Raw genomic sequence first — 25792 nt, 5'->3', positions numbered from 1 at the left:
CAATATGGGAAAAAATCTTTTAACAGTGAAAGATTTAACGGTAAATGTAGAAGAAAAAGAGATCCTGCACGGCGTAAATCTTACGATTGGAAAAGGGGAGACGCATGTGCTGCTTGGACCGAATGGTACCGGAAAGTCGACGCTTGGCAATACGCTGCTCGGCAATCCGAAATATAACGTGACATGCGGCGAAATCTGGTTCCAGGGAAAGAACATCACAGAAGAGCCGGTCAATGAACGCGTCAAAATGGGACTGTTTCTCTCGTTTCAGAATCCGCTTGAGGTGCCTGGCGTAACCTTAAGCTCTTTTATCCGCAGCGCCGTCGAGTTAAAAACCGGCAAACGGATGCGTCTGTTTGAGTTCCGGAAAGAACTGGAAAAAGCAATGGAAGTTCTGCAGATGGATCCGTCGTATGCAGACCGTGATCTGAATGTCGGATTTTCCGGCGGTGAGAAAAAGAAAGCCGAGATCTTGCAGCTTCTGATGCTCGAGCCGTCCCTTACCATTCTCGATGAGACCGACTCCGGCCTGGATGTCGATGCGGTCCGCACCGTTTCTGCCGGAATTGAGGCATACCGCAGAAAATGCGGAGGAAGTCTTCTGATCATCACGCACAGCACGAAGATTCTGGAATCGCTGATGGTGGATCAGACCCACATCATGGTGGAAGGTGAAATCGTCAAAACCGGCGATGCATCTCTTGTAGAGGAGATCAACCGGGACGGATTTGGAAAATACGAAAAGTCACTGGCGTAAAACCGAAGGTACAGAAAGGATGAAAACGCTGTGAGAGAAAAAAGTTATGTAGAGGATATTGACCGAAGCATCTATGATTTCAAAGACGATGAAAAGGATGCCTATAAAGTAAAAGCCGGCCTGACGCCGGAAATTGTACAGAAAATTTCGGATGAGAAGAAAGACCCTGCCTGGATGCAGCTGTTCCGTCTGCGTTCTTTACAGATCTACAACCAGATGCCGATTCCGGATTGGGGTCCGTCGATTGAGGGTCTGAACATGGATGACATCGTAACGTATGTCCGCCCGAATACGAAAATGAAAGCAAAGTGGTCCGATGTGCCGGATGACATCAAAAATACGTTTGAGCGTCTTGGCATCCCGCAGGCAGAGCGGAAATCACTCGCCGGCGTGGGCGCACAGTATGATTCGGAGCTGGTCTATCACAACGTCCGCGCGGAAGTTGCGGCGCAGGGTGTTGTCTATACCGATATGGAGAGTGCGCTGCATGGTGAGTACGCGGATATGGTGCGGAAACACTTTATGAAACTGGTGAAACCGACCGACCACAAATTTGCCGCACTGCACGGAGCCGTCTGGTCCGGCGGTTCGTTTGTCTATGTGCCGAAGGGGGTTTCCGTGGAAATCCCGCTGCAGTCGTATTTCCGCCTGAATGCGCCGGGCGCAGGCCAGTTCGAGCATACGCTGATTATTGTCGATGAGGACGCGGACCTTCACTTTATCGAGGGCTGTTCCGCACCGAAATACAATGTGGCCAACCTCCATGCCGGATGTGTGGAGCTGTTTGTCGGAAAGAATGCAAGACTCCGTTATTCTACGATTGAAAACTGGTCGAAGAATATGTACAACCTGAACACGAAGCGCGCGCAGGTCGAGGAGGGCGGAAAAATCGAGTGGGTTTCCGGTTCATTCGGCTCCCACGTTTCCTACCTGTACCCGATGAGCGTGCTGAAAGGAAGAGGCGCAAAGATGGAATTTACCGGCATCACGTTTGCCGGTAAGGGCCAGAATCTCGATACCGGAGCGAAGGTTGTCCACAGCGCGCCGGATACGAGTTCCTATATTAACACGAAATCGATCTCGAAGGACGGCGGCATCAGCACCTTCCGTTCGTCAGTCTCTGTAACAAAAGCGGCAAAGAACACGAAATCAGCCGTTTCCTGCCAGTCTCTGATGCTCGATGATATCTCCCGGTCGGACACGATTCCGGCGATGGATATCCGTACAAAAGATGCGAACATCGGCCATGAAGCACAGATCGGAAGCATCAGCGATGAAGCCGTCTTTTATCTGATGTCGCGCGGCATGACGGAAGAGGATGCGAGAGCGTGCATCGTCAGCGGATTCGCGGATGATGTTTCAAAAGAACTGCCGCTGGAGTACGCGGTGGAGATGAACAATCTGATCCGCCTCGAGATGAAGGGCAGCATTGGATAAGGAGGCCAGACACATGGAAGAACAGAACAGCATGAAAATCAACCAGCTTCCATCGAAAACATGGTACTGGCTGGGATTAAATGATACAAAAGTAAAATGGGCGGCGGGTGCGCCGTGTGAAATCTGCGCGGAAGAGCCGTCTGCGGATGATGAGATAACGGGTTTTCCGGAAGCTATGAATACCGGGGCAGGAAAAGAGACGGATGTCCTTTTTGCACCGGAGCAGACGAAAAACTGGAATGTCTCTGCAAAGGAGGGGCAGACGAAACAGGTCACGCTTTCCATCGGACAGGGAAAAGAGACGGTTTCATCCGGAAAGATCCGCGCGGTGGCAGAAGAGGGAGCTTCCCTTACCGTTTTCGAGGTATTTGAACCGGCACAGGCAGCGGGACAGCTCGCGGTGCGGACAGAACTTTACGCGAAAAAAGACAGCCGCATCCGGCTCGTGCAGGTGATGATGCGCGGTGAGGGACAGGAGCTTTTAAATGATGTCGGATGCATCTGCGAGGAAAATGGTGCACTGGATCTTTTACAGGTCGTTGTCGGAAAAGGCGATGTCTATGACGGTATCTGGACCGAACTGCAGAAGGATCACGCATCACTGCAGGCAGAAATCGGCTATCTTCTGCAGAATCAGCAGAAATTTGATGTCAATCTGAATGTGCGCCACTTCGGAAAAGTAACCGAGAGCACGATCCAGGCAGACGGAACGCTGATGGATGCGGCGGAAAAGATCTTCCGCGGCACAATCGACTTTGTGCGCGGTTCGGCAGATTCCGTCGGAGCAGAGACAGAACAGGTATTGCTGCTCGGCGATGATGTAGTCAACAAGACGATTCCTGTGATCCTCTGTGCAGAGGAAAACGTACAGGGAAGCCACGGCGCGGCAATCGGAGAACTCGATGAAGAGACACTGTTTTACTTCGGTGCGCGCGGCATGGACCGTACACAGGCAGAAAATACGATGGCGCGGGCGAAACTGGAAGCAAAAATCCAGAAGATCGGCGATGCGGACATCGAACAGAAAGTAAAAACACAGCTTGCGGAGGTGCTTGACCGTGACAACAGATAACATCAGAAAAAATTTCCCGCTTCTGCAGCAAATGGACACGATCTATCTGGACAACGCGGCGACGGCACAGCGCCCGTCATGCGTTCTTGTTGCAGTACAGGAATTTTACGAACAGAAAAATGCAAATCCTCTGCGAGGATTCTATCCTTTAAGCCTGGAGGCGACGGAGAGCTATCAGGAGGCAAGAAAGACCGTACAGGAGTTTATTCATGCAGAAGAGCCGGAGGAGATTATTTTTACCCGGAATACAACGGAAAGCCTGAACCTTGTGGCATACAGCTATGGCCTGAACTTTTTAAAGGAAGGCGACGAGATCGCTGTAACAATCATGGAGCATCACAGCAATCTGCTTCCGTGGCAGATGGTGTCGCGTATGACTGGGGCAAAGCTCCATTATCTGGAATGTACCAGTGAGGGCGAGCTGACCGATGAGGAGCTCCAAAAGGGCATTAATGAGAGAACACGTCTTGTGGCTGTTGCGCAGGTATCGAATGTGCTCGGCTGCGTGAATCCGATCCAGAAAATCACGGAGATGGCGCATCGCGTGGGAGCCGTTGTCGTTGTGGACGGCGCCCAGAGCGTTCCGCATATGCCGGTCGACGTACAGGCGCTGGATGCAGATTTTCTCGCCTTTTCCGGCCATAAGCTGATGGGCCCGATGGGAATCGGCTGTCTGTATGGAAAACGGGAACTGCTGGAAAAAATGCCGCCGTTTTTAACCGGAGGCGAGATGATCGATTCCGTTTACCGCGACGGAGCCGTTTTTGCACCGGTTCCGCAGAAATTTGAGGCGGGAACGGTAAATGCAGCCGGTGCGGTGGGGCTGGCCGCAGCGATCCGGTATCTGCAGGAAAAAGGATTTGATTATATCCAGAAAAAAGAGCTGGAACTGACGCAACGTGCTATGGAAGGACTCGGCGCGCTGCCGTACGTTCATATCCTCGGTTCCAAAGATCCGGCCAACCACACGGGCATCGTTTCGTTTACGATTGACGGCGTGCATCCGCACGATGTGAGCGAAATTCTTTCTTCTGACGGCATCGATGTGCGGGCAGGCCACCACTGTGCACAGCCGCTTCTGGAATATCTTGGCGTCCGAAGTTCGACAAGAGCCAGCATGATGTTTTATAATACACCGGAAGAGATTGATGCACTGATCGAAAGTGTATCCACAATCAGAAGGAGAATGGGCTATGGAGAGTAGAGGATTTTATAACGAAATTTTGACGGAGCACAATCTGCGTCCGGAATTCAAGCATGATCTGCCGGATGCGGACATCGTACTCGAGGGCGTCAACCCAAGCTGCGGCGATGATATCTGGCTGAAATTAAAAGTCGACGGCGATGTGATCACGGACGGTGCGTTCGTGGGCGACGGCTGTGCGATTTCGCAGGCATCGGCGGACATTATGCTCGGCATGATCATCGGAAAGACGAAGGACGAGGCACTGCGCCTGGGAAATCTGTTTCTGCGCATGATCAAAGGAGAAGCATCCGACGAGGAGATTGACGAACTCGAGGAGGCTGGTGCACTGAAGGACATCTCCCACATGCCGGCAAGAGTGAAATGTGCAGTGCTTGGATGGCATACGCTGGAAGAGGCATTTAAACAGGAAAAATAAGAACAGAAAAACTTTTTGCATTTCTGAGAAAAAGTATCACTTTACCCACTTGCAATTTTTAAAAAATTAGTTATAATGAATTATAGTTAGTAAAGGCTAACCAAAGTGAATCAATCATTGTTATCTCCCGTCTGCGGATCCTGGACACTTCGCAGGCGGGAAACTCCAGAAACAAACGAGAAAGGAGCACACGAAAAGTGAAGAGCCTGAAAATTGAGGAAGTAAAAGGAAGAGAAATTCTGGATTCCAGAGGAAACCCAACCGTAGAAGCTGAGGTTGTTCTTGCAGGAGGCGTTGTAGGACGCGGCATGGCACCAAGCGGCGCATCTACCGGTGAGTTTGAGGCACTGGAATTACGAGATGGAGATAAAGCAAGATACCTTGGAAAAGGTGTGCAGAAAGCAGTAGAAAACATCAACACCGTCATCAACGATACCTTAAAAGGTATGGATGCATCCGATACCTACGCTGTAGATAAAGCTATGATCGATGCGGACGGAACAAAGGATAAATCCCGCCTGGGTGCAAACGCCATTCTGGCTGTATCCATTGCCTGCGCAAGAGCAGCAGCAAACGCACTTGAGATTCCGCTGTACCGCTTCTTCGGCGGCGTTTCCGGAAATCGTCTGCCGGTTCCGATGATGAACATCATCAACGGCGGATGCCACGCACTTTCTTCCGGCCTGGATGTACAGGAGTTCATGATCATGCCGGTTGGAGCATCTTCTTTCAAAGAGTGCTTAAGATGGTGCGCTGAGGTCTTCCATGCACTGGCTGCCATCTTAAAAGAGCGCGGACTGGCAACATCGGTTGGAGATGAAGGCGGTTTTGCACCGGCTCTGAAATCCGATGAAGAAGCCATCGAGACCATTCTTGAGGCAGTGAAAAAAGCAGGCTACGAGCCAGGCAGAGACTTCAAGATCGCGATGGATGCTGCTTCCTCCGAGTGGAAGACAGGACCAAGGGTGAATACAAACTGCCGAAAGCCGGCACTGTATTTACTTCCAAAGAGCTGATCGCTCACTGGAAAGCACTGGTAGAGAAATATCCGATCATCTCCATCGAGGATGCTCTGGATGAAGAAGACTGGGAAGGCTGGAAAGAGCTGACCGCAGAGCTTGGCGGAAAAGTACAGCTTGTCGGTGACGACCTGTTTGTAACCAATACTGAGCGTCTGGCAAAAGGTATCTCCCTTGGCTGCGGAAATTCCATCCTGATCAAACTGAACCAGATCGGTTCTGTATCTGAGACCCTTGAGGCAATCAAAATGGCTCACAAAGCAGGCTACACCGCAATTTCCTCCCACCGTTCCGGTGAGACCGAGGATACCACCATCGCAGACCTGGCTGTTGCCCTGAACACCTGCCAGATCAAGACCGGTGCACCGAGCCGTACCGAGCGTGTTGCAAAATACAACCAGCTTCTCCGAATCGAAGAAGAACTTGGAACGGCCGCTGTATACCCTGGTGCAAGAGCATTTAATGTGACACAGGACTAAGCAGTAAATAACATAATACCATAAAAAAAGACAAGATCCTTCCTCTTAAAACCAACCATAAATAAGTGTCCCCGGGGCCGTTGAAAAACGTGTTTCCCGGGGATTCTTGCATGCGGGGGAGGGGTATATGAAAAAACACTTGACTTGAAGCGGACTTGAAGTGTTATCCTATCTAGGAAAATGTAAAAATAAGGGGGATATATCGAAATGAGCGAAAGATTATGGAATATTCTTCTGGATTCTTTCTGGAAAATCTTTCTGCCGGGCCTTAAGGTGACGATTCCGCTTACTGTAATCTCGTTTTCCATTGCACTTGTAATTGCGACGGCAATGGCTATGGTACAGTTTGCAAACATCAAAGGCCTTCGTCAGATTGCACGTTTCTATATCTGGATTTTCCGCGAACCCCGCTTCTGGTCCAGCTTTTCGTTGTGTTTTACGGACTTCCGCGCGCCGGTATTCTGATCGATCCGTTTCCGGCGGCAGTTCTCGTCTTTTCCCTGAATGAGGGCGCCTACAGTGCCGAGACGATGCGTGCGGCCCTGGAAGCCGTTCCGGCAGGCCAGCTCGAAGCCGGCTACTGTGTCGGCATGTCGTATCTGCAGATCATGCGGAGAATTATCCTTCCGCAGGCGATGCGCACCGCTTTCCCGCCGCTTTCCAACTCTCTGATCGCCATGGTAAAGGATACTTCCCTTGCCGCAAATATCACCGTAACGGAGATGTTTATGGTAACGCAGCGGATTGTAGCGCGCACCCATGAGCCGCTGGCACTGTATATTGAAGTAGGACTGATCTACCTGCTGTTCTCCACTGTGCTCACGAAGCTGCAGGGAATCGGAGAGAAGAAACTGAGTACATATCAGAAAAAAGGGGAATAAGCCATGCTGGAAATTAAAGGATTAAAGAAAGCGTTCGGCAGCCTGGAAGTATTAAAAGGTGTAGATTTAAAAGTAAAACAGGGCGATGTTGTTGCAATCCTCGGTCCGAGTGGTTCGGGAAAAACGACGATGCTGCGCTGTGTCAACTTTCTGGAGCATGCGGACGGCGGCAGCCTGATCTTTGACGGGAAAGAATATCCGTTCCACAACATCAGCAAAAAAGATATCGCGGCGATCCGTCAGAAAACCGCATTTGTATTTCAGAACTATAACCTGTTCCTGAACAAAACAGCCCTTCATAACGTAACCGAGGGCCTGATCATCGGCAGAAAAATGCCAAAAACCAGGGCGGAGGAAAAAGCGCGTGCAGCGCTTGAAAAAGTAGGCATGCTGGACCGTGCGGACTACTATCCGCATCAGCTTTCCGGCGGACAGCAGCAGAGGGTGGCAATCGCCCGTGCACTGGCAACCGATCCGGAAATTATCTATTTTGATGAGCCGACCTCAGCACTCGACCCGGAGCTGACCGGCGAGGTGCTTGGTGTTATGCGCCAGCTTGCCAAAGAGGGAATGACAATGCTCGTTGTCACGCATGAGATGGGCTTTGCAAGAAACGTTTCGAACAAAGTTGTCTTTATGGAAAACGGCGTTGTCGTTGAGGAAGGTCCGTCGAAGGAATTTTTCGCAAATCCGCGGGAAGAGCGGACGAGAACATTTTTGCAGAATATTGAACAGCATTACGAGTAAGGTATCCCGCAAAGCGGCAAATCCTGCCCGGAGCACGGAATCCGGACAGTTTGCAATAAAGAAAACAGAAGAAGCAAAGGCAGCTTCTTCCAGAACAAAACAAAAAAGGAGTGGCGAATATTATGAAAAAGAAAATGGCAGCAGTATTTCTGGCAGGTATCCTGACATCATCCTTTTTACTGACCGGATGCGGAAACAGCACGGCAGATAACAGCAGTGCTTCTTCCTCTTCATCAGCATCTTCTGCAAGTGCGTCTGGGGATCTTTTAGAGCAGATCCAGAGCAAGGGTGAGATCGTTGTGGCAATGGAAGGAACCTGGGCACCGTGGACGTATCACGATGAGGACGACAACCTGGTCGGCTATGACGTAGAAGTGGCACAGCAGATCGCAGAGAAACTCGGCGTGAAAGCAACCTTTGTAGAGGGTGAGTGGGACGGCCTTCTTGCAGGAATCGATTCCGGCCGGTACGATATCATGGTAAACGGCGTAGATATCACAGAGGAGCGCGCTGAGAAATACAGCTTTTCCGATCCATACGCATACAACCGCACCGCTGTTATCGTAAACTCTGCTAACGATGAAATCCAGTCCATGGAGGATCTCGACGGAAAGAGCACCGCGAACACCATTTCCAGTACGTATGCAGAAGTTGCCGAGAAATATGGCGCAGCCGTTACCGGTGTTGACGATCTGGAGCAGACTTTCGAGCTTCTCTTAAGCGGCCGTATCGATGCAACTCTGAACGCAGAGGTAACGTATTACGATTATATGAAAGCACACCCGGATGCAGAGATCAAAATTGCATGTCTCGATCCGGAATCCACAAAAGTCGGTATTCCGATGAAAAAAGGCGATGAGACCAAGACGCTGCTTGAGGCAGTCAACAAAGCACTTGGCGAGCTCGCAGAAGAAGGAACACTGACAGAGCTTTCGGAAAAATATTTTGGAACGGATATCTCCAAAGAAGCAGCAGAATAAGATACAAAATAAAGAAGGTTACAGATCATGATTGCAAATTATCATACCCATACATGGCGGTGCCGCCATGCGGACGGAACGGAGCGGGAGTATGTGGAGCGCGCGATTGAGGGCGGCCTTAAAATTCTCGGTTTTTCCGACCATTCGCCTTATCCGTTCCCGGACGGCTACGATTCCGGCATGCGGATGCGGCTCGATCAGGTGGAAGGCTATGTAGACACCGTGCTGGCATTGAAAAAAGAGTATGACAAGGATATTGAAATCCATCTCGGACTCGAAACAGAGTATTTCCCGAGATTCTGGGATCAGCTGATTGATTTTTTGTCGGACTATCCGTTTGAGTACTTTGTGCTTGGCCAGCACAGCCTGGGAAATGAGATCGAAAAGATTCTCTACAGCGGCCATGGAACAACAGACGGAAGCTACCTGAAACAGTATGTGGACCAGTGCCTGGCAGGCATCGATACCGGAAAATACCTGTATCTGGCACACCCGGATCTCTTTTTATTCAACGGCGACGAAGCAGTGTTCGACCGGGAATACCGGAGACTCTGCCGTGAGGTGAAAAAGAGAAACATTCCGCTGGAGATCAATTTCCTTGGTCTGATGGAAGAAAGATGGTATCCGAACGAGAAGTTCTGGAAGATCGCCGGCGAAGAAGGAAACACCGCCGTTTTCGGCTGTGATGCCCATACGCCGAAAGCCGTCTGGAATCCGGAGACGGAACAGAAGGCACTGCAGCTGGCAGCAAAATACGGTCTGAAAGTACAGGAAACCGTTCCGATGCCGAAGACATTTTAACAGAAGCAGAAAAAGCTGTTCTTTTCTGGTGAGAGTTTTGAAAACTCCGCGGAAAAGAACAGCTTTTTTGATATGAGATTTTTTATGCTTTTTTGTGTGCATCAGCCGTACCGCCTCTTCCCGCTGTTTCAGAATCTTCTGAATCGAAGTCCAGTAAACAATCATTGAGACAACCGGCCCGATCAGGTCGGAAATAGGTTCCACGTAGAAGATGTTTTCCAGTGCAAAGAACCGCGGCAGAAGAAACAGAGCGGTAAAGTAGACGAATTTCCGGAAGAAGGAGAGTGCAAACGAATAGCGCACGCAGCCCATTGCAGTAAAGCCGTCTACAATCTCGTACTGAATGCCGAGCGGAATGACTGAGAGTGTCGAAATATGAATCGCGCGGACCACCATCGAGACGATCTGCGGATCGGAAGTAAAAAGCTGCGCAAACAGTGTTCCGGCGGCATTGGAGACGAGGAACATCAAGGTCGTAAATCCGGCACAGAGTGCGATGATGGTTTTCTGTGCCTCAAGAATACGCCTGGAATTTCCAGCTCCATAATTGTATGCGAGGATTGACTGCGTTCCGCCACTGATTCCGCCGAGCGGTATCGTAATAATCAGCATAAAGCTCTGAACGATCGTTGCACAGGTGATGAAGCTGTCTCCCTGTCCGGCGGGTGCATATTGCTGCAGGACGGCGTTCATCGCAATGATCATCACATTGTCGATGGCAATGATTAGAAACGGAGTAAAACCGACTGTCAGAATGCGTTTCATGATCGCAAATGAATACCCGCCGAAGGTGATGCGGATCGGAATCGTCTTTCCGAACAGAATATGCAGCACATACAGACAGCTTGCGATCTGGGAGAGCACGGTTGCAATTGCTGCGCCGCGCACGCCGAGATGCAGAACGAAGATAAACACAGGGTCCAGCAGCAGATTCAGGACGGCGCCTAGCAGAACAGATTTCATTCCCTCACTGGCAAAGCCCTGGCAGATCACAAACTGGTTCAGGCCGGTCGATAAAAGCGCAAACACAGAGCCGGAAACGTAGATCATAAAATAGGCTCTGGCGTAAGGATACGTAACGGTGCTGGCTCCGAATGCCATCAGCATCGGGCGGGTTAAAAAAAGCGCCGCGGCTGTCAGAACGAGGGACAGGGAAACAAGCATCAGAAACGCATTAGCCAGGATGCGGGATGCCTCTTTTTCATTTTTCTCTCCGAGCCGGATGCCGAGCAGCGGTGCGCCGCCGACCCCGATGAGGGAGGAGAACGCGCCGATCATGGTGAGAATGGGACCGCAGACGCCGACACCCGCGAGCGCCAGATCACCGACAGAGGCAATGTGGCCGATGTACATACGGTCTACAATGCTGTACAGAACACTCACGAACTGTGCCAGCATGCTCGGAAAAGCAATACGGGGAACCAGTTTTCCGATCGGGTCGGTTCGAGATGGTTTACAGTTTTCATAGAAAAATACCTTGTCGTTTTTTAGGTTTGGGAACAGACAGCAAAAAACATGCCCGAAACAAAATCCGGAAGACTTTGTTTCGGACATGCCGCTTTTGGTCTGTTCTGATAGATCAGCTGACAGAAAAATTATTCAGCAAGAGTGGTCAGATCTACTTTGAAATCGTCAGATCCCTGTCCGTCTACGGTGTAGTAAGCGGCTCTCTGCTCTGCGTTCAGGTAGATTTTGATCTCGCCTTTTAATCCGTTTGCTTTTACTTCTTTTTTGATGACTGCTTCGAGGTCTTTCATAGATACTTTTGTCTCGAAGATCTCAAGAACGGTATCAGATACTTTTGTCATTTTACGTGGGGTTTTGGTTGCTTCTGCCATGGTTTCCGTGGTCTCCTTTTTTACTGTTTTTTTAACGGTTTCTTTTTTGGTTGCTTTTTTCGGCTCTTTTGCAGCTTCTGCTTTTCCTTCTGCTGCTTCTGTATGTAAGGTTTTTTCAGTCGTTGGTTTTACTTCTTTTGCCGGTGCCGCTGTCTTTACAACGGTTTCCGCTGTTTTTGCAGCTTCTGCAGCCTGCTGTTTCGCTTTGGCCATTTTTTTCATGGTTCTTTTATTCATTTTATTCACTCCTCTATGCGATATCTCTAATAAATTACCATGTTTTTTGCGTTCTGTCAAATTTAAATTCGAGAAAACAGCGGCTTTAGGATTGTACACGGCGGAGCACAGAAAAGATTTTTTCAGAATCCCAGATCTGCGGAACAGGGTAGGTGGGATTTGCTTCTTTTAAAGCACGGCGTGCTATTTCTGTGTAATCATTCGGCGAAAGGTGCGGCAGAGTGGATGGAATGTCAAACGAATCGCGCATAGCCTCGATAGCTGCAATCATCCGCTCAGCCTTTTCAGAAACGGTATCTCCGCCGAGAGAAAGCGCATCGGCGAGAACGGCAAGTTTAGGCGCAATGCAGGACCGTATTCGCGCAGAACAGCAGGCAGCAGAACCGCGTTGGCTCTTCCGTGCGGAATGTGGTACAGTGCACCGACGGCGTGGGCAATGGCATGGACGTAGCCGACAAAGTTGTTGGTAAAAGCGAAACCGGCCAGATACGATGCATGAAGCATTTCCTGCCGTGCGGCAAGACGGGAGCCGTCACGCCAGGCTTCGGGCAGGGCATGGAAATTTTCGCAGACTGCCTCGATGGATGCATTCTGCACGCTGCGGGAGGCGAAGAGGTTCAGAAAAGCTTCCATGGCATGGGTCAGGGCATCCATACCGGTATCTGCGGTCATAGAGGACGGGAGGCTGATCGTAAGACGCGGATCGAGAACTGCCGTATCCGGGATCAGACAGAGGTCATTGACGGCGTATTTGTATGGTTTCCCGTCGATACAGTCTGTGATGACAGCTGCCGCCGTTGCCTCCGAACCGGTTCCGGCTGTCGTCGGCACGGCAAACAGCGGCGGAAGTTTCCGACGGACTTTCAGGAGGCCCCGCATCGCAGGAACCGTCTTTTTCGGACAGCAGACGCGGGCACCGATCAGCTTTGCTGTATCGAGAACGGATCCGCCGCCGATGGCGAGGATAGCCTGAGCCTGAATCTGCTGATAAAGACGGAAACCCTGTTCCACGCTCTCAATCTGCGGATCCGGGGCGATTTCGGAGAAAATGGTGACGGAAATGTTTTCTTTTTTACAGCCATCCAGCAGAGACGTCAGTGTTCCGCGGCGGACAAAGCCGGGGGTAGTCACCAGGAGAATCCGGGAGATCCGGCGTTTCCGGAATAACGCGGGGAGCAGCAGAACGGCATCCGGTGCTGCAAGGAGTGTCTGTTTCTTATGCTCTGTCAGATGAAGAACGCGGCTCAACACCCACTGCCGGGTGCGGAACCAGAAAATGGAATGCATCAATCAAGTACCTCCATAAAAAATCGTGAGAATCGTATATCTCTTATTGTAACAGTGCACGGCAGGTTTTTCAATTCGTATAGGAATTTTGAATCTTCCGTGAAAAGAATTGACAGTGTAAAAAATGCGTGTTATAGTACAAATAGAACAGATAAAGAGAGCCAGGAATTGTTCACCTGGGAAATCAGGAAAAGGCTTGACTGGAGGTGCCTGATGATGGAAACAAAAAGAGATTATTATGAAGTATTAGGCGTCAGCCGGAATGCAGACGAGAAAGAAATCAAGCGTGCATACCGGAAACTGGCGAAAAAATATCATCCCGATACGAATGCGGGAAACCCGGATGCGGAAAAGAAATTTAAGGAAGTGACAGAAGCGTATTCTGTCTTAAGCGATCCGGAAAAGAAGAAAATGTACGATCAGTTCGGATTCGCGGCGTTCGACCAGGGAGCCAGCGCGTACAGCCAGCAGGGCGGTGGAAATCCGTACGGCAGTGCGTATGGAAACCCGTTCGGCGGAAGCGGAAACAACGGCGGCTATCACGAATTTCACTTTGAAGGAAACGCGGACGATATGTTCGGCGATTTCTTTGATCAGATGTTTCATGGCAAAAGCCGTGGATTCGGAAGCGAGCGGTATACGCGTTCGGGAAGCAGCAGACATCCGTTTGAGGATGCATTTTCCGGCCGCGGTACGGCAGAGGATCTCGATCTGCACGCTGAGGTTTCGATCCGCCTGGAGGAAGCGGCATCGGGCTGTGAAAAACAGATTACCCTGCGGAACCCGGATGGAACGACCAATACGCTGCTGGTTAAAATCCCGGCCGGTATCGAGAACGGAAAGAGCATCCGTCTGCGCGGCAAAGGCCATACAGGATCAAACGGCCGCCGCGGCGATCTGCTTTTGAAGGTCAATGTAGAAGAAAAGAAAGGTTTTGAACGGCGCGGAATGGACATCTACACGACGATTCAGATTCCATACACAACGGCAGTCTTTGGCGGCGAAGCGCGTGTCTCGACACTGTACGGAGATGTGGTCTGCAAAATCAAGGAAGGAACACAGTCCGGCAGTAAGCTCCGTCTGCGCGGCAAGGGCATGGTATCGATGAAAGATGCGAACGTGCACGGTGATCATTATGCGACGATTGAGATTGCTGTACCGCGCAGTCTGAACCGCACAGCACGCCAGAAACTGATGGAATATAAGGAAGCGTGCTGAAAATGTGAAGAAACTGTGAAATCGGAAAATCCGGGTTGACAAATTGTGTTCGTGGTATTATATTACAACTAGAACAAAGAAAAGGAATCAACAAGAAACCAATTCTTCCTTGCATGTTCCCAAACATCCTGTTCCAAGAAACTTATTCATAGCCACAAGGCAAAGCAAACTTAACACCCTTCACAAGATAAGAAGCCTGCTAAGAATCAGATTTTTGGAGGAAAAGGTAAATGAATACTTTAAAAGCTGAAAAGAGAAGTTTGGATGTAAAAGCAAAAAGACTCAGAAGAGAAGGATACGTTGTCGGCAATGTATTCGGCAGAGAGATGAAAGAATCCATTCCAGTTAAGATGGTAAAAAGAGATGTCGAGAAACTGCTGAAGACAGACCACAAAGGCAGCCAGATTATGCTGGATGTCGACGGAACCGCATACGATGTCCTGATCAAAAATGTTGATTATAACCCGGTAGCCGGACAGATCGATTCGATCGAGTTCCAGGCACTGGTCAGCAACGAGAAAGTTCATTCCGTTGCAGAGATTGTCCTTGTAAACCATGAAAAGATCGCAGAAGGCGTTCTGCAGGAGGATCTGAACGAGGTTGCCTACATGGCATACCCGGCATCCCTGGTCGATCAGGTAATGGTCGATGTCGGAGAGATGAAGATCGGTGATGTCATCCGCGTCAAAGATCTGTCCCTGGCCGCTGACCCGGATATCACCATAAAGACCAATCCGGAATCCATTGTCGTAAGTCTGATGGCTTCCCACAACGTAGAAGCACCGGCAGAAGATACCGAAGCAGCAGAAGAGAAATAAACAGAATAAGCACATACAAAGAAATCCGAAGGCGTCAAAAACCTTCGGATTTTTTGCGTAAAAAATATGGTTTGAATCGATCAGACATAACTCATGAAGCCTTTTCCGATAATTTCGCTGCTCTTTGTGATCGCAATAAACGCGGTCGGCTCGGTATCATGAATAAACCGCTGAAGATAGACGGCCTGCTTGACATCCACAACCGTGAGAATGACTGTCCGCTGCTGGTCGGAGTAAGCGCCGACGGCGTCGTAAAGGGTTGCGCTGTGATTGAGATCCTTTGTGATGAAATCGCAGATCGGCTGCGGATTGTTGGAGATAATCGTAAAAAATTTATTCAGCTTCATCCGCTCAATCGTTTTGTCAATCAGCAGTGTTTTCGCCATCAGACCGAGAACCGAACAAAGTCCGGTTAAGGTATCGAAAATCAGGAAAGCAAGGATGACAACGATGAGGTCGGTCACCAGCAGGGCAGTGGAAATATTCATTGTAGAATATTTTTTAATAATCATGGCGATGATGTCTGTGCCGCCGCCGGAGGCATTCTCAAAAAACAGCAGTGCTGCCGCCAGTGCCGGAAGAATAATGGCAAAGCAGAGCTCCAGCATGATCTCATCGGTAAGCGGATGTGCCATCGGAAACAGCTTTTCAAAAATGTTCAGAAGAACCGAGGAAAGCACGGTCACGTAGGCTGTCTTGACGCCGAAGTTCCGCCCCAGCACAGCAAAACCAACCAGCAGAAGCAGCAGGTTGATAAAAAGGTTGATCTGTGAGGCAGTGAACGGAAGAAACCGGCAGATGACAACGGCCATACCGGATACACCGCCGAAAGAAAAATTATTAGGGAATTTAAAAACATAAATTCCAATGTCCATGATCAGAACAGCTGCGGTAATGACAGCATATTCTTTTAACGTTTGTAATGCAGGCTGCGATGCCTGTTCTTTTGTGTCCATTTTTTTGCTCCTTTATTTGAATTTGAGGCGACCTTTATTTTATTATAGAAGAAACTTTTTTGAATAACAGCTAATAATGTATCCCCCTCTTCAAACATAGCATGGCATAGGGTAGTTTGTCCAGTTACATTTTCCTTATTTCCATTTTTCCGTTTTCCGATGGTTGTATCCAATTTATTTCTGTGGTATGATGAAGGGCAGGATCTTTTTTCGGAAAGAAAAAAATCTGCAGTTTCTGTTTCAAAATGTTTCGAAAAAAGAAGAAAAAACAGAAACAAAAATGGAGGAAGAAACATGAAAAATACAAAGGTTTATGTTGATTTTATAACAGAGAAACTGAAAAAACTGCTCTCCATCGACAGCCCGACCGGCTACACGAAAGATGCCATTGCATGGCTGAAAGCAGAGTACGAAGCGATGGGCTATGCGCCGGTGATCACCACAAAGGGCGGCCTTCTGGTGCAGCTTGCCAAAGGCTGTGAAGGAAACGGCGGTGTCCTTGTGGAGACACATACCGATACGCTCGGCGGCATGGTAGCGGAAGTGAAAGGAAACGGCCGTCTTCGTCTCACCGCGCTCGGCGGTATGAATCCGAACAATGCGGAGACGGAAAACTGCGTTGTCATCACAAGAGACGGAAAACGGTACGAGGGCTGCTTCCAGATGAACAACCCGTCGATCCATGTCAACGGTTCCTACGACCAGCAGGACCGCACCTACGACAATATGGAGGTCGTTCTGGATGAGATGGTCTTCTCCAAAGAGGAGACAAAAGCGCTCGGCATCGAGACCGGTGATATCGTCTGCTTTGAGACGAGAACCCGCATCACCGAGAAGGGATACATCAAGAGCCGTTTTCTCGATGATAAACTGAGCGTTGCAATCCTGCTCGGCTATGCGAAGTATTTAAAAGAAGAAAATATCACACCGTCCCGTCCGGTTTATCAGCACATCACCGTGTACGAAGAAGTCGGCCACGGCGGATCTGCTTCCGTGCCGGAGGGTGTGACGGATATCCTTTCTGTTGATATGGGCTGTGTCGGCGACGGACTGGAGTGTAAAGAGCATCAGGTATCCATCTGCGTCAAAGACAGCGGCGGCCCTTACAGCTACGATTTTACCGGTGAGCTGATTGCGGCGGCAAAAGCAAACGGAATCGACTATGCGGCGGATGTTTACCCGCACTACGGCTCTGACGTGGAGGCAACGCTCCGCGGCGGCGCAGACGCACGCCATGCCCTGATCGGCGCCGGTGTGTACGCATCCCATGGATATGAGAGAAGCCATGTGGACGGCGTGAAGAATACGCTGGAACTGCTTGCGGCGTATCTGGACAAATAAAAATAAGAACAAGTGAGAGAATTGCATGAGAAAATTAGCATTGCCAGAAGAAGTGCTGCTCCAGATTGAGCAGCCTGCGCGATACATTGGAAATGAATTCAACAGTGTCGTAAAAGACAAAGAGAAAGTAGCCCTGCGCGGCGCATTCCTGTTCCCGGATGTGTATGAGATCGGTATGTCCCACCTTGGCATCCAGATCCTGTACGATATGTTTAACAAACGTGAGGACATGTGGTGTGAGCGTGTCTATTCCCCATGGCCGGATCTGGACCGCGTGATGCGGGAACAGAGCATTCCGCTGTTCGGCCTGGAATCCCAGGAGCCGGTGAAAAACGAGGATTTCCTGTTTATCACCCTGCAGTATGAGATGTGTTATACGAACGTTCTGCAGGCGCTCGACCTTGCCGGAATCCCGCTGCATGCGGTGGAGCGTACCGACGAGGACCCGATCGTTATCGGCGGCGGCCCGTGTACGTACAATCCGGAGCCGATCGCTCCGTTCTTCGATCTGTTTTACATCGGAGAGGGCGAGGTTGTGTACGACAAGCTTTTTGACACGTATCTGGAAAATAAAAAGAACGGCGGAACCCGTCAGGATTTCCTGAAAAAGGCATGCCGGATCCCTGGTATTTACGTACCGCAGTTTTATGAAGTAACGTACCACGAGGACGGAACGATCGCGGCCTTTACGCCGTCCATTCCGGAAGCACCGGAAAAGATCAAAAAACAGCTCGTCATGGATATGACCGAGGCAACGTATCCGGAGAAACCGGTCGTGCCGTTTATCAAGGCAACACAGGACCGTGTCGTTCTGGAGATCCAGCGCGGCTGTATCCGCGGCTGCCGTTTTTGCCAGGCGGGTATGGTGTACCGTCCGACAAGAGAGCGCGATGTGGAGAAGTTAAAAGAACTTGCGACCCATATGCTGCGCAATACCGGCCACGATGAGATTTCGTTGAGTTCTTTGAGCTCGAGTGATTACAGCCATCTTCCGGAGCTTGTCAACTATCTGATCGACAGCTGCCCGGAAAAAGGTGTCAATATTTCCCTTCCGTCTCTTCGAATCGACGCATTTTCCCTCGATGTCATGAGCAAGGTACAGGATATCAAAAAGAGCAGCCTGACCTTCGCACCGGAGGCGGGAAGCCAGCGGATGCGGAATGTTATTAATAAAGGTCTGACCGAGGAAGTCATTCTCGACGGAGCCGGAAAAGCGTTTGAGGGCGGCTGGAATAAAGTAAAACTGTATTTCATGCTGGGCCTTCCGACCGAGACCGAGGATGATATCAAAGGAATTGCGCATCTGGCGGAAAAGATCGCAGAGCGTTACTATGAGATTCCGAAAGACCAGAGAAACGGAAAATGCCAGATTACGGCAAGCTCCTCGTTCTTTATCCCGAAGCCGTTCACCCCGTTCCAGTGGGCACCGATGAACACGGAGAGGGAGTTTCTTGACAAAGCGGCGATTGTAAAGGCAGAGGTCCGCGCACAGCTGAATCAGAAGAGCATCCGTTACATTTATCATGAGGCAGATATTTCCCTTCTGGAGGGATTCCTTGCACGCGGTGACCGGAAATGTGCCGAAGTTATTGAAAAAGCGTACAGAAAAGGTGCTATTTTCGATGCCTGGTCCGAGTATTTCCGGAAAGATGCCTGGGAAGAAGCGTTTGCAGAGACCGGCATTGACGTTTCGTTCTATGCCTGCCGTGAGCGCAGCACCGATGAGATCCTTCCGTGGGATTTCCTTGATATCGGCGTGACGAAAAAATTCCTGATCCGCGAATGGGAGCGGGCACAGAAAGAAACCGTTACCCCGAACTGTAAGATGCAGTGTTCCGGCTGCGGAGCAAAATCATTCGGAGGAGGTGTCTGCTATGAAAATCAGAATTAAGTTTGCCAAAACAGGTGTGATGAAATTTGTGGGTCATCTGGATGTGATGCGTTACTTCCAGAAAGCAATCCGCCGTGCAGAACTTCCGATCGCTTATTCCGAGGGCTTCAGCCCGCACATGCTGCTGTCGTTTGCTTCTCCGCTCGGTGTCGGCATCAGCAGCACCGGTGAATATTTCGATATGGTGCTCGCGGAAGATATGAAAACCGACGAGATTGTAAAACGTCTGAATGCGACGATGGTTGAGGGAATGGAAGTGCTTTCCGCCCGCCATGTGCCGGATGGAAAAGCAAGCAAGGCAATGTCTCTCGTAGCAGGAGCCGATTATCTCGTGCAGTTCCGCGAGGGAAAAATGCCGGAGATTGATCTGGAAACGAAAGTACCGGTGTTTTTTGCACTTCCGCAGATTGAGATCATGCGAAAGACAAAACGAAGCGAAAAGCTGACCGATATCCGCCCATGGATTTACGATATGAAAGCAAAGAAAAGTGGTGTCTGGATGCAGCTCTCCACCGGAAGTGTTTCGAACCTGAAACCGGAGCTCGTGATGGAAGCGTTCTGCAAATGGTGCGGGGTTGAACTGCCGCCGTTTGCATACACGATTCTGCGCGAGGAAGTTTACGCAGATATCGGAACGGAAGAAGAGCGAAAGCTGGTTCCGCTGGAAGCATTAGGAGAAGAAGTTGAGTAAACGAGTTGTCATTGCCCATCTGCCGTGGGAGGGAAAAGATTACCTGGTACACACGCTGGTGGAAGGAGAAAAACCGGTCGAACTGACGGCCCTCTGCAGGGAGAAGGAAACGCTGCTTGGCAATATCTATGTCGGCCGGGTGGAAAAACTGGCGCCCGGGATCCGCGGGGCATTTGTCTCGTTTGCGGAGCAGCAGAGCTGTTTTCTTGATCTGTCCCGTGTAAAAGAAGGGTATCTTCTGAAAAAAGCACCGGGAACGGAACTGCATGTCGGAGATGAAATTGTCGTGCAGATCCAGCGGGAAGCGCAGAAAACGAAGCTTCCGTCGGCGACAGCAGAACTTTCTCTTTCGGGAAGTGCCCTGGCGCTCTATTATGGAAAGCCGGAAATCTCATGCTCGGGACGCCTTCTGCCGGAGCAGAAAAAACGGTTAAAAGAACTGGGAAGCCGGATGTTTCCAGAGCTTTCCGGCGGAAGCCTTCCGTTTGGCGTGATCTTCCGCACCGCATCCGCTGATGCTTCGGAAGAAGAGATCCGGCAGGAATATCTCGAGCTGTCCGAAAAACTCGCGCGGATTGTCCAGTATGGAACGATGCGGAGCCTGTACTCCTGCCTGTATCGGGCGTCAGATGCCGTGCCGGAGCTCGTCAAACGGTATGCACCGTCAGTTTCAGAACTTGTGACAGATGACAGAGAAACGTATGAGATCTGCAGAGAATATCTGGAGCGCCATGATTTTCACGACTGCCGCCTGACCTGGTATGAGGATCAGCTTACCACACTGACAAAGAAAGAAAATCTCGAAAATCACGTAAAACAGGCACTCGACAAACGTGTGGATCTGCCTTCCGGCGGATTCCTCGTGATCGAACCGACCGAAGCGCTGACCGCGATCGATGTGAACAGCGGAAAGCAGCTCGGCGGACGGAAAAATACGTTTCTGTACAGCGTAAACCAGGAGGCAGCCCGCGAAATCGCCCGCCAGATCCGCCTGCGCGGGATTTCCGGTCTGATCCTGGTTGACTTTATCAACATGCCGGAAAAAGAGCAGGAGGAGCGCCTTCTCGGCTTCCTGCAGGGTCTTGTGCGGGAAGATCCCGTTCCGACCAAAGTTGTGGATATGACGGCGCTTCATCTCGTGGAACTGACGAGAAAGAAAATCCGCCGGCCGCTGGCAGAACAGATGAAATGACAGTGACCTTACAAAGGAGGAATGAATATGGAACCACAAAAGAAACCGATTCACCTCAATGAAAATGATACCCCATATCTTTACGAACCCTTTCGAAACCAGATGCCGGCAAAACGGCCGCATCCGGCGGAAAAAGAAAAGATACTGAAACCATGGCAGGGCCTGCTGGTGTTTGCCTTTCTGATGGTTCTTTTTAATCTCGCCGGAATTCCGCTGGTTCTTGCAGGAGGGATGTATGGAAATGCGCTGGACGAGATCATTGTATTCCTGATCGGATCCATTCTCGTCGTACGGGCACTTCATATTCCGTTAAAAGAAGTGTTCCCATTAAAAAAGCCGGATGGAGCCGGAATCCTCGGAACCATTCTGATGTGGTATGTGACGTACCGCGGTGTGCTTGCCCTTTTCCTTCTGATGGAATGGATTTTCCCGCAGGAATACGCAAGCCTCTCGGAATCCATGGACAGCAGTATGGCGGGCCTTTCCTATTTCGGCGAGCTGCTTGTCGTTGCGCTGACACCGGCCATCTGTGAAGAAGCACTGCACCGCGGTCTTCTGCAGTACAGCCTGCGCGGAATCAAAAAGAAATGGGTGATGCTGCTTCTGATGGGCGTTTATTTTGGCGCTTTCCACATGAGCATCGTCCGTTTTCTTCCGATGATGATGATGGGAATCGTTCTCTCGTATGTGCGGATGAAGACCGACAACATGTTTTACAGCTCGCTGTTTCATTTCGTCCATAACGCATCGACGATTGTGGCGAGCATTGCGGCAAGCTTCCTCTATATGTTCTCGCAGGGGAACGCAGCAGCAGGCAGCGGATACGCAACGGAAACGTACATCGGCATGTATCTGATCGAAGCGGCGCTGATGCCGATCGGTCTTTATATGGGAAGCCGTCTTCTGATGTACCAGCAGACAAAAAGCGAAGGATTTTTCCCGAAGGAGAGAAGAAAAAAGACCATTGCAAAAATCGTAATTCCGACCATTCTGCTGATCCTTGGCGGACTGTTTTTCTTTGGTATTGGTATGATGTAAAAAGAATCAAAAGCAGTTTGGGCAATTTTGCAGAAATGTCCAAGCCGGGTAGAAAACAGGTACGATTTATGATAGAATAACAGCAAATCAAGCGTTACACGATATTACAGAAAGGAAAAGCTGTTTCTCTAACAAGAGACAGCAGGAATAAGAACTATGGCAAGAACAGCTATTGCTACCGACAGCAACAGCGGTATTACACAGAGTCAGGCGAAAGAGCTGGGCGTTTTTGTCCTTCCGATGCCTTTCTTCATGCGCGGAAAAATCCAGTTTGAGGATATCGACCTGACACAGGAACAGTTTTACGAGATTCTGGCAGAGGATGCGGCTGTTTCCACATCTCAGCCGTCTCCGGGAGATCTGATGGATTTCTGGAACAAAATTCTCGAAGAGTACGATGACATTGTTTACATTCCGATGTCAAGCGGCCTTTCCACCTCCTGTGATACAGCGACCGTGCTGTCCGAGGACTACGAAGGAAAAGTGCAGGTTGTCAACAACCAGAGAATCTCCGTTACGCAGCAGCAGTCTGTTCTGGATGCAAAGAAAATGGCAAACCGCGGCGTGGCAGCAAAAGACATTAAAGCAATTCTGGAAGAGGATGCGCTGGATGCAAGTATCTATATTATGGTAGATACGTTAAAATACCTGAAAAAAGGCGGCCGCGTTACGCCGGCAGCAGCCATGATCGGAACCGTTTTAAATATCAAACCGGTGCTGACGATCCAGGGAGAGAAGCTTGACGCGTTTGAAAAAGCGCGCGGTGTGAAACAGGCAAAGAAAGCCATGATCAAGGCTATGAAAAAAGATATGGACAAACGCTTCGCAAAAGAGCGTGCAGCCGGCATCATGGGACTTCACATTGCCTATACCGCAAACGACAAAGAAGTAATCGATGGATGGATTGTCGAAGTAAAAGAAGCCTTCCCGGATTTTGAAGTCGATGCGCATCCGCTGTCCTTAAGCGTTGCCTGCCACATCGGACCTGGCGCACTGGCAATTGCATGTGAAAAAAAATCTGCAATTTCCTGAAAAATACTATTGACAAACAGCAGACGTGATGATATATTGTAGAAGTATGCCGCACAGAGAGGTAAAAGAGTCGAAAGACCACCAAATCTGGCGAGTAATTGATAGGGAGGTGCCATATGTACGCAATTATTGCAACAGGTGGTAAACAGTACAAGGTAGCTGAAGGCGATGTTATCCGAGTAGAGAAACTTGGCGTTGAAGCTGGAGAAACCGTAACTTTTGATCAGGTACTTGCAGTAAGCAATGACGGACTGAAAGTTGGCGAGGACGTTAAAAATGCATCCGTAACCGCATCTGTAGTTGGAAACGGTAAAGGCAAAAAAGTTATCGTTTACAAGTATAAGAGAAAAACTGGTTATCATAAGAAAAACGGTCACAGACAGCAGTACACTGAAGTGAAGATTGAAAAAATCAACGCTTAAGTCTTATGATTTGTATAACCGTAACAGAGTCTGACGGCGAGTACATCTCCGTGGAGTCAAACGGTCATGCAGGCTATGCAGAGGAAGGGCAGGATATTATCTGTGCCGCTGTCTCCGCACTGATTGTAAACACCGTAAATTCCGTGGAAACATTGACAGAGGATCTGATTATAAGTGAAGCTGGAGATGGATACGTGTATTTTTCATTCCCGAATGGGTATTCTGAAAGTACCGCACTTCTTGTAAAATCACTTTTGCTGGGCCTCGAAAGTATCCGCCGCGATTATGGAGCACAATACTTAGAGATCGCATTCAAGGAGGTGTAATACCATGTTAAATATGAACCTTCAGATTTTCGCTCATAAAAAAGGAGTTGGTTCTACCAAGAACGGTAGAGATTCCGAGTCCAAGAGATTAGGAGCAAAAAGAGCTGACGGACAGGTTGTAAAGGCTGGAAACATTCTTTACAGACAGCGTGGAACCAAGATTCATCCAGGCGTGAACGTAGGAATCGGAAAAGACGATACCTTATTCGCTATGGTTGACGGACGCGTAGCTTTCGAAAGAAAAGGACGTGACAAAAAACAGGTTTCCGTATATCCGGTAGCAACAGAAGAGTAAGACAAAGGTGCGGCTTCAAATCTTAAGAGGTTTGAAGCCGTTTTTGTTAATAATAATTAAAGGTCCAACAGACCGATTTGGATTTAGATAAAACAAGACAGGAGAATACCATGTTTGCAGACAGAGCAAAAATTCTGATCCGCTCCGGTAAGGGCGGAGACGGACATGTCAGTTTCCGCAGAGAGCTTTTTGTACCGAACGGCGGGCCGGACGGCGGCGATGGCGGCAAAGGCGGAGACGTTATTTTTGAAGTTGACGAAGGACTGAATACACTGGTTGATTACCGCCACAGAAGAAAGTTTTCTGCTACCGACGGCGAGCCGGGCGGAAAACGCAGATGCCATGGCGGAAACGGCGCAGATATTGTCCTGAAAGTACCGGAAGGAACCGTCATTATGGACGCTGCGAGCGGAAAAGTCATCGCAGATATGTCCGGTGAAAACCGCCGTCAGGTTGTATTAAAAGGCGGAAAAGGCGGAAACGGAAATATGCATTACGCAACCGCTACCATGCAGGTTCCGAAATACGCCCAGCCAGGCCAGCCGGCACAGGAGCTGGAAGTAAGAATGGAACTGAAAGTCATCGCGGACGTCGGACTCGTCGGTTTCCCGAACGTTGGAAAATCGACCCTGCTTTCCCGCGTGACAAATGCAGAACCGAAAATTGCAAATTATCACTTTACCACACTTTCCCCGAACCTCGGTGTCGTAGACCTTGAGGGCTGCAGCGGATTTGTTATCGCAGATATCCCGGGACTGATCGAGGGTGCATCGGAAGGAGTCGGCCTCGGCCATGAATTCCTGCGCCACATCGAGAGAACCCGCGTGATGATCCATGTAGTAGACGTTGCATCGACCGAGGGAAGAGATCCGGTGGATGATATCAACAAGATCAACAAAGAGCTCGAAGCCTATAACCCGGAGATCGCAAAACGCCCGCAGATCATCGCGGCCAATAAGACCGATGCGATCTATGTAGAAGAGGGCGAAGAGGATCCGGTGGAACGTCTGAAAAAAGAGTTCGAGCCGAAAGGCATCCCGGTTTATCCGATTTCTGCCGTCAGCGGAAAAGGCTTAAAAGAGCTTTTATATGCCGTACAGAAAAAACTCGATGAGCTTCCGAAAGAGCGTATGGTCTTCGAGCAGGAATTCTTCCCGGAGGATATGCTTCTTGCCGAGAACCTGCCGTACACCGTCGAGCAGGACCCGGAGGACGAGCACCGCTTCATCATCGAGGGACCGAAGATCGAGAAAATGCTCGGCTACACCAATCTGGATTCCGAGAAAGGTTTTGCTTTCTTCCAGCGGTTCTTAAAAGATACCGGTATCTTAGACGAACTCGAGCAGGCCGGCATCCAGGAAGGCGATACCGTCAAGATGTATGGATTTGAATTTGATTATTATAAATAGAACGAA

Annotated in this window: 26 protein-coding genes and 2 pseudogenes; 23 read left to right on the top strand and 5 right to left on the bottom strand. The window is 49.8% G+C overall.

The features are described 5' to 3' along the window. The first annotated feature begins 4 nt into the window (after nt 1-4). The 11 genes and pseudogenes from sufC (at nt 5) to DWZ60_RS05535 (ending at nt 9795) form a co-directional block, all read left to right on the top strand. Nucleotides 5-757, top strand: coding sequence for a Fe-S cluster assembly ATPase SufC (gene sufC, locus DWZ60_RS05580; protein ID WP_119221367.1), 753 nt, complete (start codon nt 5-7; stop codon nt 755-757). A gap of 30 nt (nt 758-787) precedes the next feature. Next, nucleotides 788-2194: a Fe-S cluster assembly protein SufB gene (sufB, locus tag DWZ60_RS05575; RefSeq protein WP_117761483.1), complete on the top strand. Its 1407-nt coding sequence runs from the start codon at nt 788-790 to the stop codon at nt 2192-2194. 13 nt (nt 2195-2207) lie between these two features. Beyond that, nucleotides 2208-3266 carry a SufB/SufD family protein gene (locus tag DWZ60_RS05570; RefSeq protein WP_117761484.1) on the top strand — a complete coding sequence of 353 codons (1059 nt, stop codon included), beginning with the start codon at nt 2208-2210 and terminating at the stop codon, nt 3264-3266. Then, a complete protein-coding gene (locus DWZ60_RS05565) occupies nt 3253-4470 on the top strand; it encodes an aminotransferase class V-fold PLP-dependent enzyme (RefSeq protein ID WP_117761485.1) in 1218 nt (405 codons plus the stop codon). The genes DWZ60_RS05570 and DWZ60_RS05565 overlap by 14 nt, the downstream gene beginning before the upstream one ends. Next, nucleotides 4460-4888, top strand: a complete 429-nt coding sequence (gene sufU / locus DWZ60_RS05560) for a Fe-S cluster assembly sulfur transfer protein SufU (protein WP_055217922.1) — start codon at nt 4460-4462, stop codon at nt 4886-4888. Before DWZ60_RS05565 ends, sufU begins: the two co-directional genes overlap by 11 nt. Before the next feature lie 197 nt (nt 4889-5085). Beyond that, a pseudogene (eno, locus tag DWZ60_RS05555) lies at nt 5086-6386 on the top strand (phosphopyruvate hydratase). A gap of 207 nt (nt 6387-6593) precedes the next feature. Beyond that, nucleotides 6594-6851 carry a hypothetical protein gene (locus DWZ60_RS19355; protein ID WP_330422128.1) on the top strand — a complete coding sequence of 86 codons (258 nt, stop codon included), beginning with the start codon at nt 6594-6596 and terminating at the stop codon, nt 6849-6851. Next, nucleotides 6818-7267, top strand: a complete 450-nt coding sequence (locus DWZ60_RS05550; RefSeq protein WP_330422127.1) for an amino acid ABC transporter permease — start codon at nt 6818-6820, stop codon at nt 7265-7267. The genes DWZ60_RS19355 and DWZ60_RS05550 overlap by 34 nt, the downstream gene beginning before the upstream one ends. A 3-nt stretch (nt 7268-7270) precedes the next feature. Continuing rightward, nucleotides 7271-8014 carry an amino acid ABC transporter ATP-binding protein gene (locus DWZ60_RS05545; protein WP_055267879.1) on the top strand — a complete coding sequence of 248 codons (744 nt, stop codon included), beginning with the start codon at nt 7271-7273 and terminating at the stop codon, nt 8012-8014. A 122-nt stretch (nt 8015-8136) separates the two neighbouring features. After that, the gene (locus DWZ60_RS05540) at nt 8137-8994 is read left to right on the top strand and encodes a transporter substrate-binding domain-containing protein (RefSeq protein ID WP_055217916.1); all 858 of its coding nucleotides are present in this window, start codon (nt 8137-8139) and stop codon (nt 8992-8994) included. Nucleotides 8995-9021: 27 nt separating this feature from the next. Continuing rightward, nucleotides 9022-9795, top strand: coding sequence for a histidinol-phosphatase (locus DWZ60_RS05535; protein ID WP_055217914.1), 774 nt, complete (start codon nt 9022-9024; stop codon nt 9793-9795). Nucleotides 9796-9903: 108 nt separating this feature from the next. Here DWZ60_RS05535 and DWZ60_RS05530 read toward each other — a convergent pair. The 4 genes and pseudogenes from DWZ60_RS05530 to DWZ60_RS05515 all read right to left on the bottom strand — a co-directional run. Continuing rightward, nucleotides 9904-11261 (bottom strand): annotated as a pseudogene (locus tag DWZ60_RS05530) (MATE family efflux transporter); the annotation flags it as partial. 129 nt (nt 11262-11390) lie between these two features. Continuing rightward, a complete protein-coding gene (locus DWZ60_RS05525) occupies nt 11391-11870 on the bottom strand; it encodes a DUF6465 family protein (RefSeq protein WP_055267883.1) in 480 nt (159 codons plus the stop codon). An 85-nt stretch (nt 11871-11955) separates the two neighbouring features. Then, complete coding sequence (locus tag DWZ60_RS05520) at nt 11956-12141, bottom strand: hypothetical protein (RefSeq protein WP_119206757.1); 186 nt, start codon at nt 12139-12141, stop codon at nt 11956-11958. After that, entirely contained in the window at nt 12138-13157 is a 1020-nt protein-coding gene (locus tag DWZ60_RS05515) for an iron-containing alcohol dehydrogenase (protein WP_119221366.1), read from the bottom strand. The genes DWZ60_RS05520 and DWZ60_RS05515 overlap by 4 nt, the downstream gene beginning before the upstream one ends. Before the next feature lie 216 nt (nt 13158-13373). Between DWZ60_RS05515 and DWZ60_RS05510 the strand changes: the two genes are divergently transcribed. After that, nucleotides 13374-14375, top strand: a complete 1002-nt coding sequence (locus DWZ60_RS05510) for a DnaJ C-terminal domain-containing protein (RefSeq protein WP_117509153.1) — start codon at nt 13374-13376, stop codon at nt 14373-14375. A gap of 230 nt (nt 14376-14605) precedes the next feature. Continuing rightward, on the top strand, nt 14606-15193 hold the full coding sequence (locus tag DWZ60_RS05505) for a 50S ribosomal protein L25 (protein ID WP_117508954.1): 588 nt from the start codon (nt 14606-14608) through the stop codon (nt 15191-15193). A gap of 80 nt (nt 15194-15273) precedes the next feature. Here the strand turns inward: DWZ60_RS05505 and DWZ60_RS05500 are convergent, their stop codons facing one another. Then, the gene (locus DWZ60_RS05500; protein ID WP_117508953.1) at nt 15274-16149 is read right to left on the bottom strand and encodes a YitT family protein; all 876 of its coding nucleotides are present in this window, start codon (nt 16147-16149) and stop codon (nt 15274-15276) included. A 294-nt stretch (nt 16150-16443) separates the two neighbouring features. Here DWZ60_RS05500 and DWZ60_RS05495 point away from each other — a divergent pair, with 294 nt between their 5' ends. From DWZ60_RS05495 to obgE, 10 genes are all read left to right on the top strand, one after another. Further along, the gene (locus DWZ60_RS05495; RefSeq protein WP_117509152.1) at nt 16444-17490 is read left to right on the top strand and encodes a M42 family metallopeptidase; all 1047 of its coding nucleotides are present in this window, start codon (nt 16444-16446) and stop codon (nt 17488-17490) included. Nucleotides 17491-17515: 25 nt separating this feature from the next. Further along, nucleotides 17516-19381: a TIGR03960 family B12-binding radical SAM protein gene (locus DWZ60_RS05490; protein ID WP_117801112.1), complete on the top strand. Its 1866-nt coding sequence runs from the start codon at nt 17516-17518 to the stop codon at nt 19379-19381. Further along, nucleotides 19365-20072 carry a TIGR03936 family radical SAM-associated protein gene (locus DWZ60_RS05485; protein WP_117508951.1) on the top strand — a complete coding sequence of 236 codons (708 nt, stop codon included), beginning with the start codon at nt 19365-19367 and terminating at the stop codon, nt 20070-20072. The genes DWZ60_RS05490 and DWZ60_RS05485 overlap by 17 nt, the downstream gene beginning before the upstream one ends. Beyond that, a complete protein-coding gene (locus DWZ60_RS05480) occupies nt 20065-21264 on the top strand; it encodes a ribonuclease E/G (RefSeq protein ID WP_117508950.1) in 1200 nt (399 codons plus the stop codon). The genes DWZ60_RS05485 and DWZ60_RS05480 overlap by 8 nt, the downstream gene beginning before the upstream one ends. Nucleotides 21265-21291: 27 nt before the next feature. Next, entirely contained in the window at nt 21292-22302 is a 1011-nt protein-coding gene (locus tag DWZ60_RS05475) for a type II CAAX endopeptidase family protein (protein ID WP_158576327.1), read from the top strand. Between the two features lie 156 nt (nt 22303-22458). Beyond that, the gene (locus DWZ60_RS05470) at nt 22459-23334 is read left to right on the top strand and encodes a DegV family protein (protein ID WP_055267903.1); all 876 of its coding nucleotides are present in this window, start codon (nt 22459-22461) and stop codon (nt 23332-23334) included. A gap of 116 nt (nt 23335-23450) precedes the next feature. Beyond that, nucleotides 23451-23756, top strand: a complete 306-nt coding sequence (gene rplU / locus DWZ60_RS05465) for a 50S ribosomal protein L21 (protein WP_022462906.1) — start codon at nt 23451-23453, stop codon at nt 23754-23756. A 5-nt stretch (nt 23757-23761) separates the two neighbouring features. After that, complete coding sequence (locus DWZ60_RS05460; RefSeq protein ID WP_055228163.1) at nt 23762-24082, top strand: ribosomal-processing cysteine protease Prp; 321 nt, start codon at nt 23762-23764, stop codon at nt 24080-24082. 4 nt (nt 24083-24086) lie between these two features. Continuing rightward, entirely contained in the window at nt 24087-24377 is a 291-nt protein-coding gene (rpmA, locus tag DWZ60_RS05455) for a 50S ribosomal protein L27 (protein WP_022462904.1), read from the top strand. Between the two features lie 110 nt (nt 24378-24487). Further along, a complete protein-coding gene (gene obgE, locus DWZ60_RS05450; RefSeq protein ID WP_022462903.1) occupies nt 24488-25786 on the top strand; it encodes a GTPase ObgE in 1299 nt (432 codons plus the stop codon). Nucleotides 25787-25792: the final 6 nt, after the last annotated feature.

The sequence above is a fragment of the Blautia sp. AF34-10 genome, assembly GCF_003477865.1.
GTDB classification, from domain to species: Bacteria; Bacillota; Clostridia; order Lachnospirales; family Lachnospiraceae; genus Fusicatenibacter; species Fusicatenibacter saccharivorans.
The sequence above is the reverse complement of the archived record's forward strand: the minus strand, read 5'-3'. Positions and strand labels throughout refer to the sequence as shown.

Bases quoted from the DNA above. Each gene is read 5' to 3' on its own strand.
- sufC (WP_119221367.1), top strand. From the start codon at position 5: ATGGGAAAAAATCTTTTAACAGTGAAAGATTTAACGGTAAATGTAGAA.
- DWZ60_RS05570 (WP_117761484.1), top strand. From the start codon at position 2,208: ATGGAAGAACAGAACAGCATGAAAATCAACCAGCTTCCATCGAAAACA.
- sufU (WP_055217922.1), top strand. From the start codon at position 4,460: ATGGAGAGTAGAGGATTTTATAACGAAATTTTGACGGAGCACAATCTG.
- DWZ60_RS19355 (WP_330422128.1), top strand. From the start codon at position 6,594: ATGAGCGAAAGATTATGGAATATTCTTCTGGATTCTTTCTGGAAAATC.
- DWZ60_RS05545 (WP_055267879.1), top strand. From the start codon at position 7,271: ATGCTGGAAATTAAAGGATTAAAGAAAGCGTTCGGCAGCCTGGAAGTA.
- DWZ60_RS05540 (WP_055217916.1), top strand. From the start codon at position 8,137: ATGAAAAAGAAAATGGCAGCAGTATTTCTGGCAGGTATCCTGACATCA.
- DWZ60_RS05535 (WP_055217914.1), top strand. From the start codon at position 9,022: ATGATTGCAAATTATCATACCCATACATGGCGGTGCCGCCATGCGGAC.
- DWZ60_RS05525 (WP_055267883.1), bottom strand. From the start codon at position 11,870: ATGAATAAAAGAACCATGAAAAAAATGGCCAAAGCGAAACAGCAGGCT.
- DWZ60_RS05520 (WP_119206757.1), bottom strand. From the start codon at position 12,141: ATGATTGCAGCTATCGAGGCTATGCGCGATTCGTTTGACATTCCATCC.
- DWZ60_RS05515 (WP_119221366.1), bottom strand. From the start codon at position 13,157: ATGCATTCCATTTTCTGGTTCCGCACCCGGCAGTGGGTGTTGAGCCGC.
- DWZ60_RS05510 (WP_117509153.1), top strand. From the start codon at position 13,374: ATGGAAACAAAAAGAGATTATTATGAAGTATTAGGCGTCAGCCGGAAT.
- DWZ60_RS05505 (WP_117508954.1), top strand. From the start codon at position 14,606: ATGAATACTTTAAAAGCTGAAAAGAGAAGTTTGGATGTAAAAGCAAAA.
- DWZ60_RS05500 (WP_117508953.1), bottom strand. From the start codon at position 16,149: ATGGACACAAAAGAACAGGCATCGCAGCCTGCATTACAAACGTTAAAA.
- DWZ60_RS05495 (WP_117509152.1), top strand. From the start codon at position 16,444: ATGAAAAATACAAAGGTTTATGTTGATTTTATAACAGAGAAACTGAAA.
- DWZ60_RS05490 (WP_117801112.1), top strand. From the start codon at position 17,516: ATGAGAAAATTAGCATTGCCAGAAGAAGTGCTGCTCCAGATTGAGCAG.
- DWZ60_RS05485 (WP_117508951.1), top strand. From the start codon at position 19,365: ATGAAAATCAGAATTAAGTTTGCCAAAACAGGTGTGATGAAATTTGTG.
- DWZ60_RS05475 (WP_158576327.1), top strand. From the start codon at position 21,292: ATGGAACCACAAAAGAAACCGATTCACCTCAATGAAAATGATACCCCA.
- DWZ60_RS05470 (WP_055267903.1), top strand. From the start codon at position 22,459: ATGGCAAGAACAGCTATTGCTACCGACAGCAACAGCGGTATTACACAG.
- rplU (WP_022462906.1), top strand. From the start codon at position 23,451: ATGTACGCAATTATTGCAACAGGTGGTAAACAGTACAAGGTAGCTGAA.
- DWZ60_RS05460 (WP_055228163.1), top strand. From the start codon at position 23,762: ATGATTTGTATAACCGTAACAGAGTCTGACGGCGAGTACATCTCCGTG.
- rpmA (WP_022462904.1), top strand. From the start codon at position 24,087: ATGTTAAATATGAACCTTCAGATTTTCGCTCATAAAAAAGGAGTTGGT.
- obgE (WP_022462903.1), top strand. From the start codon at position 24,488: ATGTTTGCAGACAGAGCAAAAATTCTGATCCGCTCCGGTAAGGGCGGA.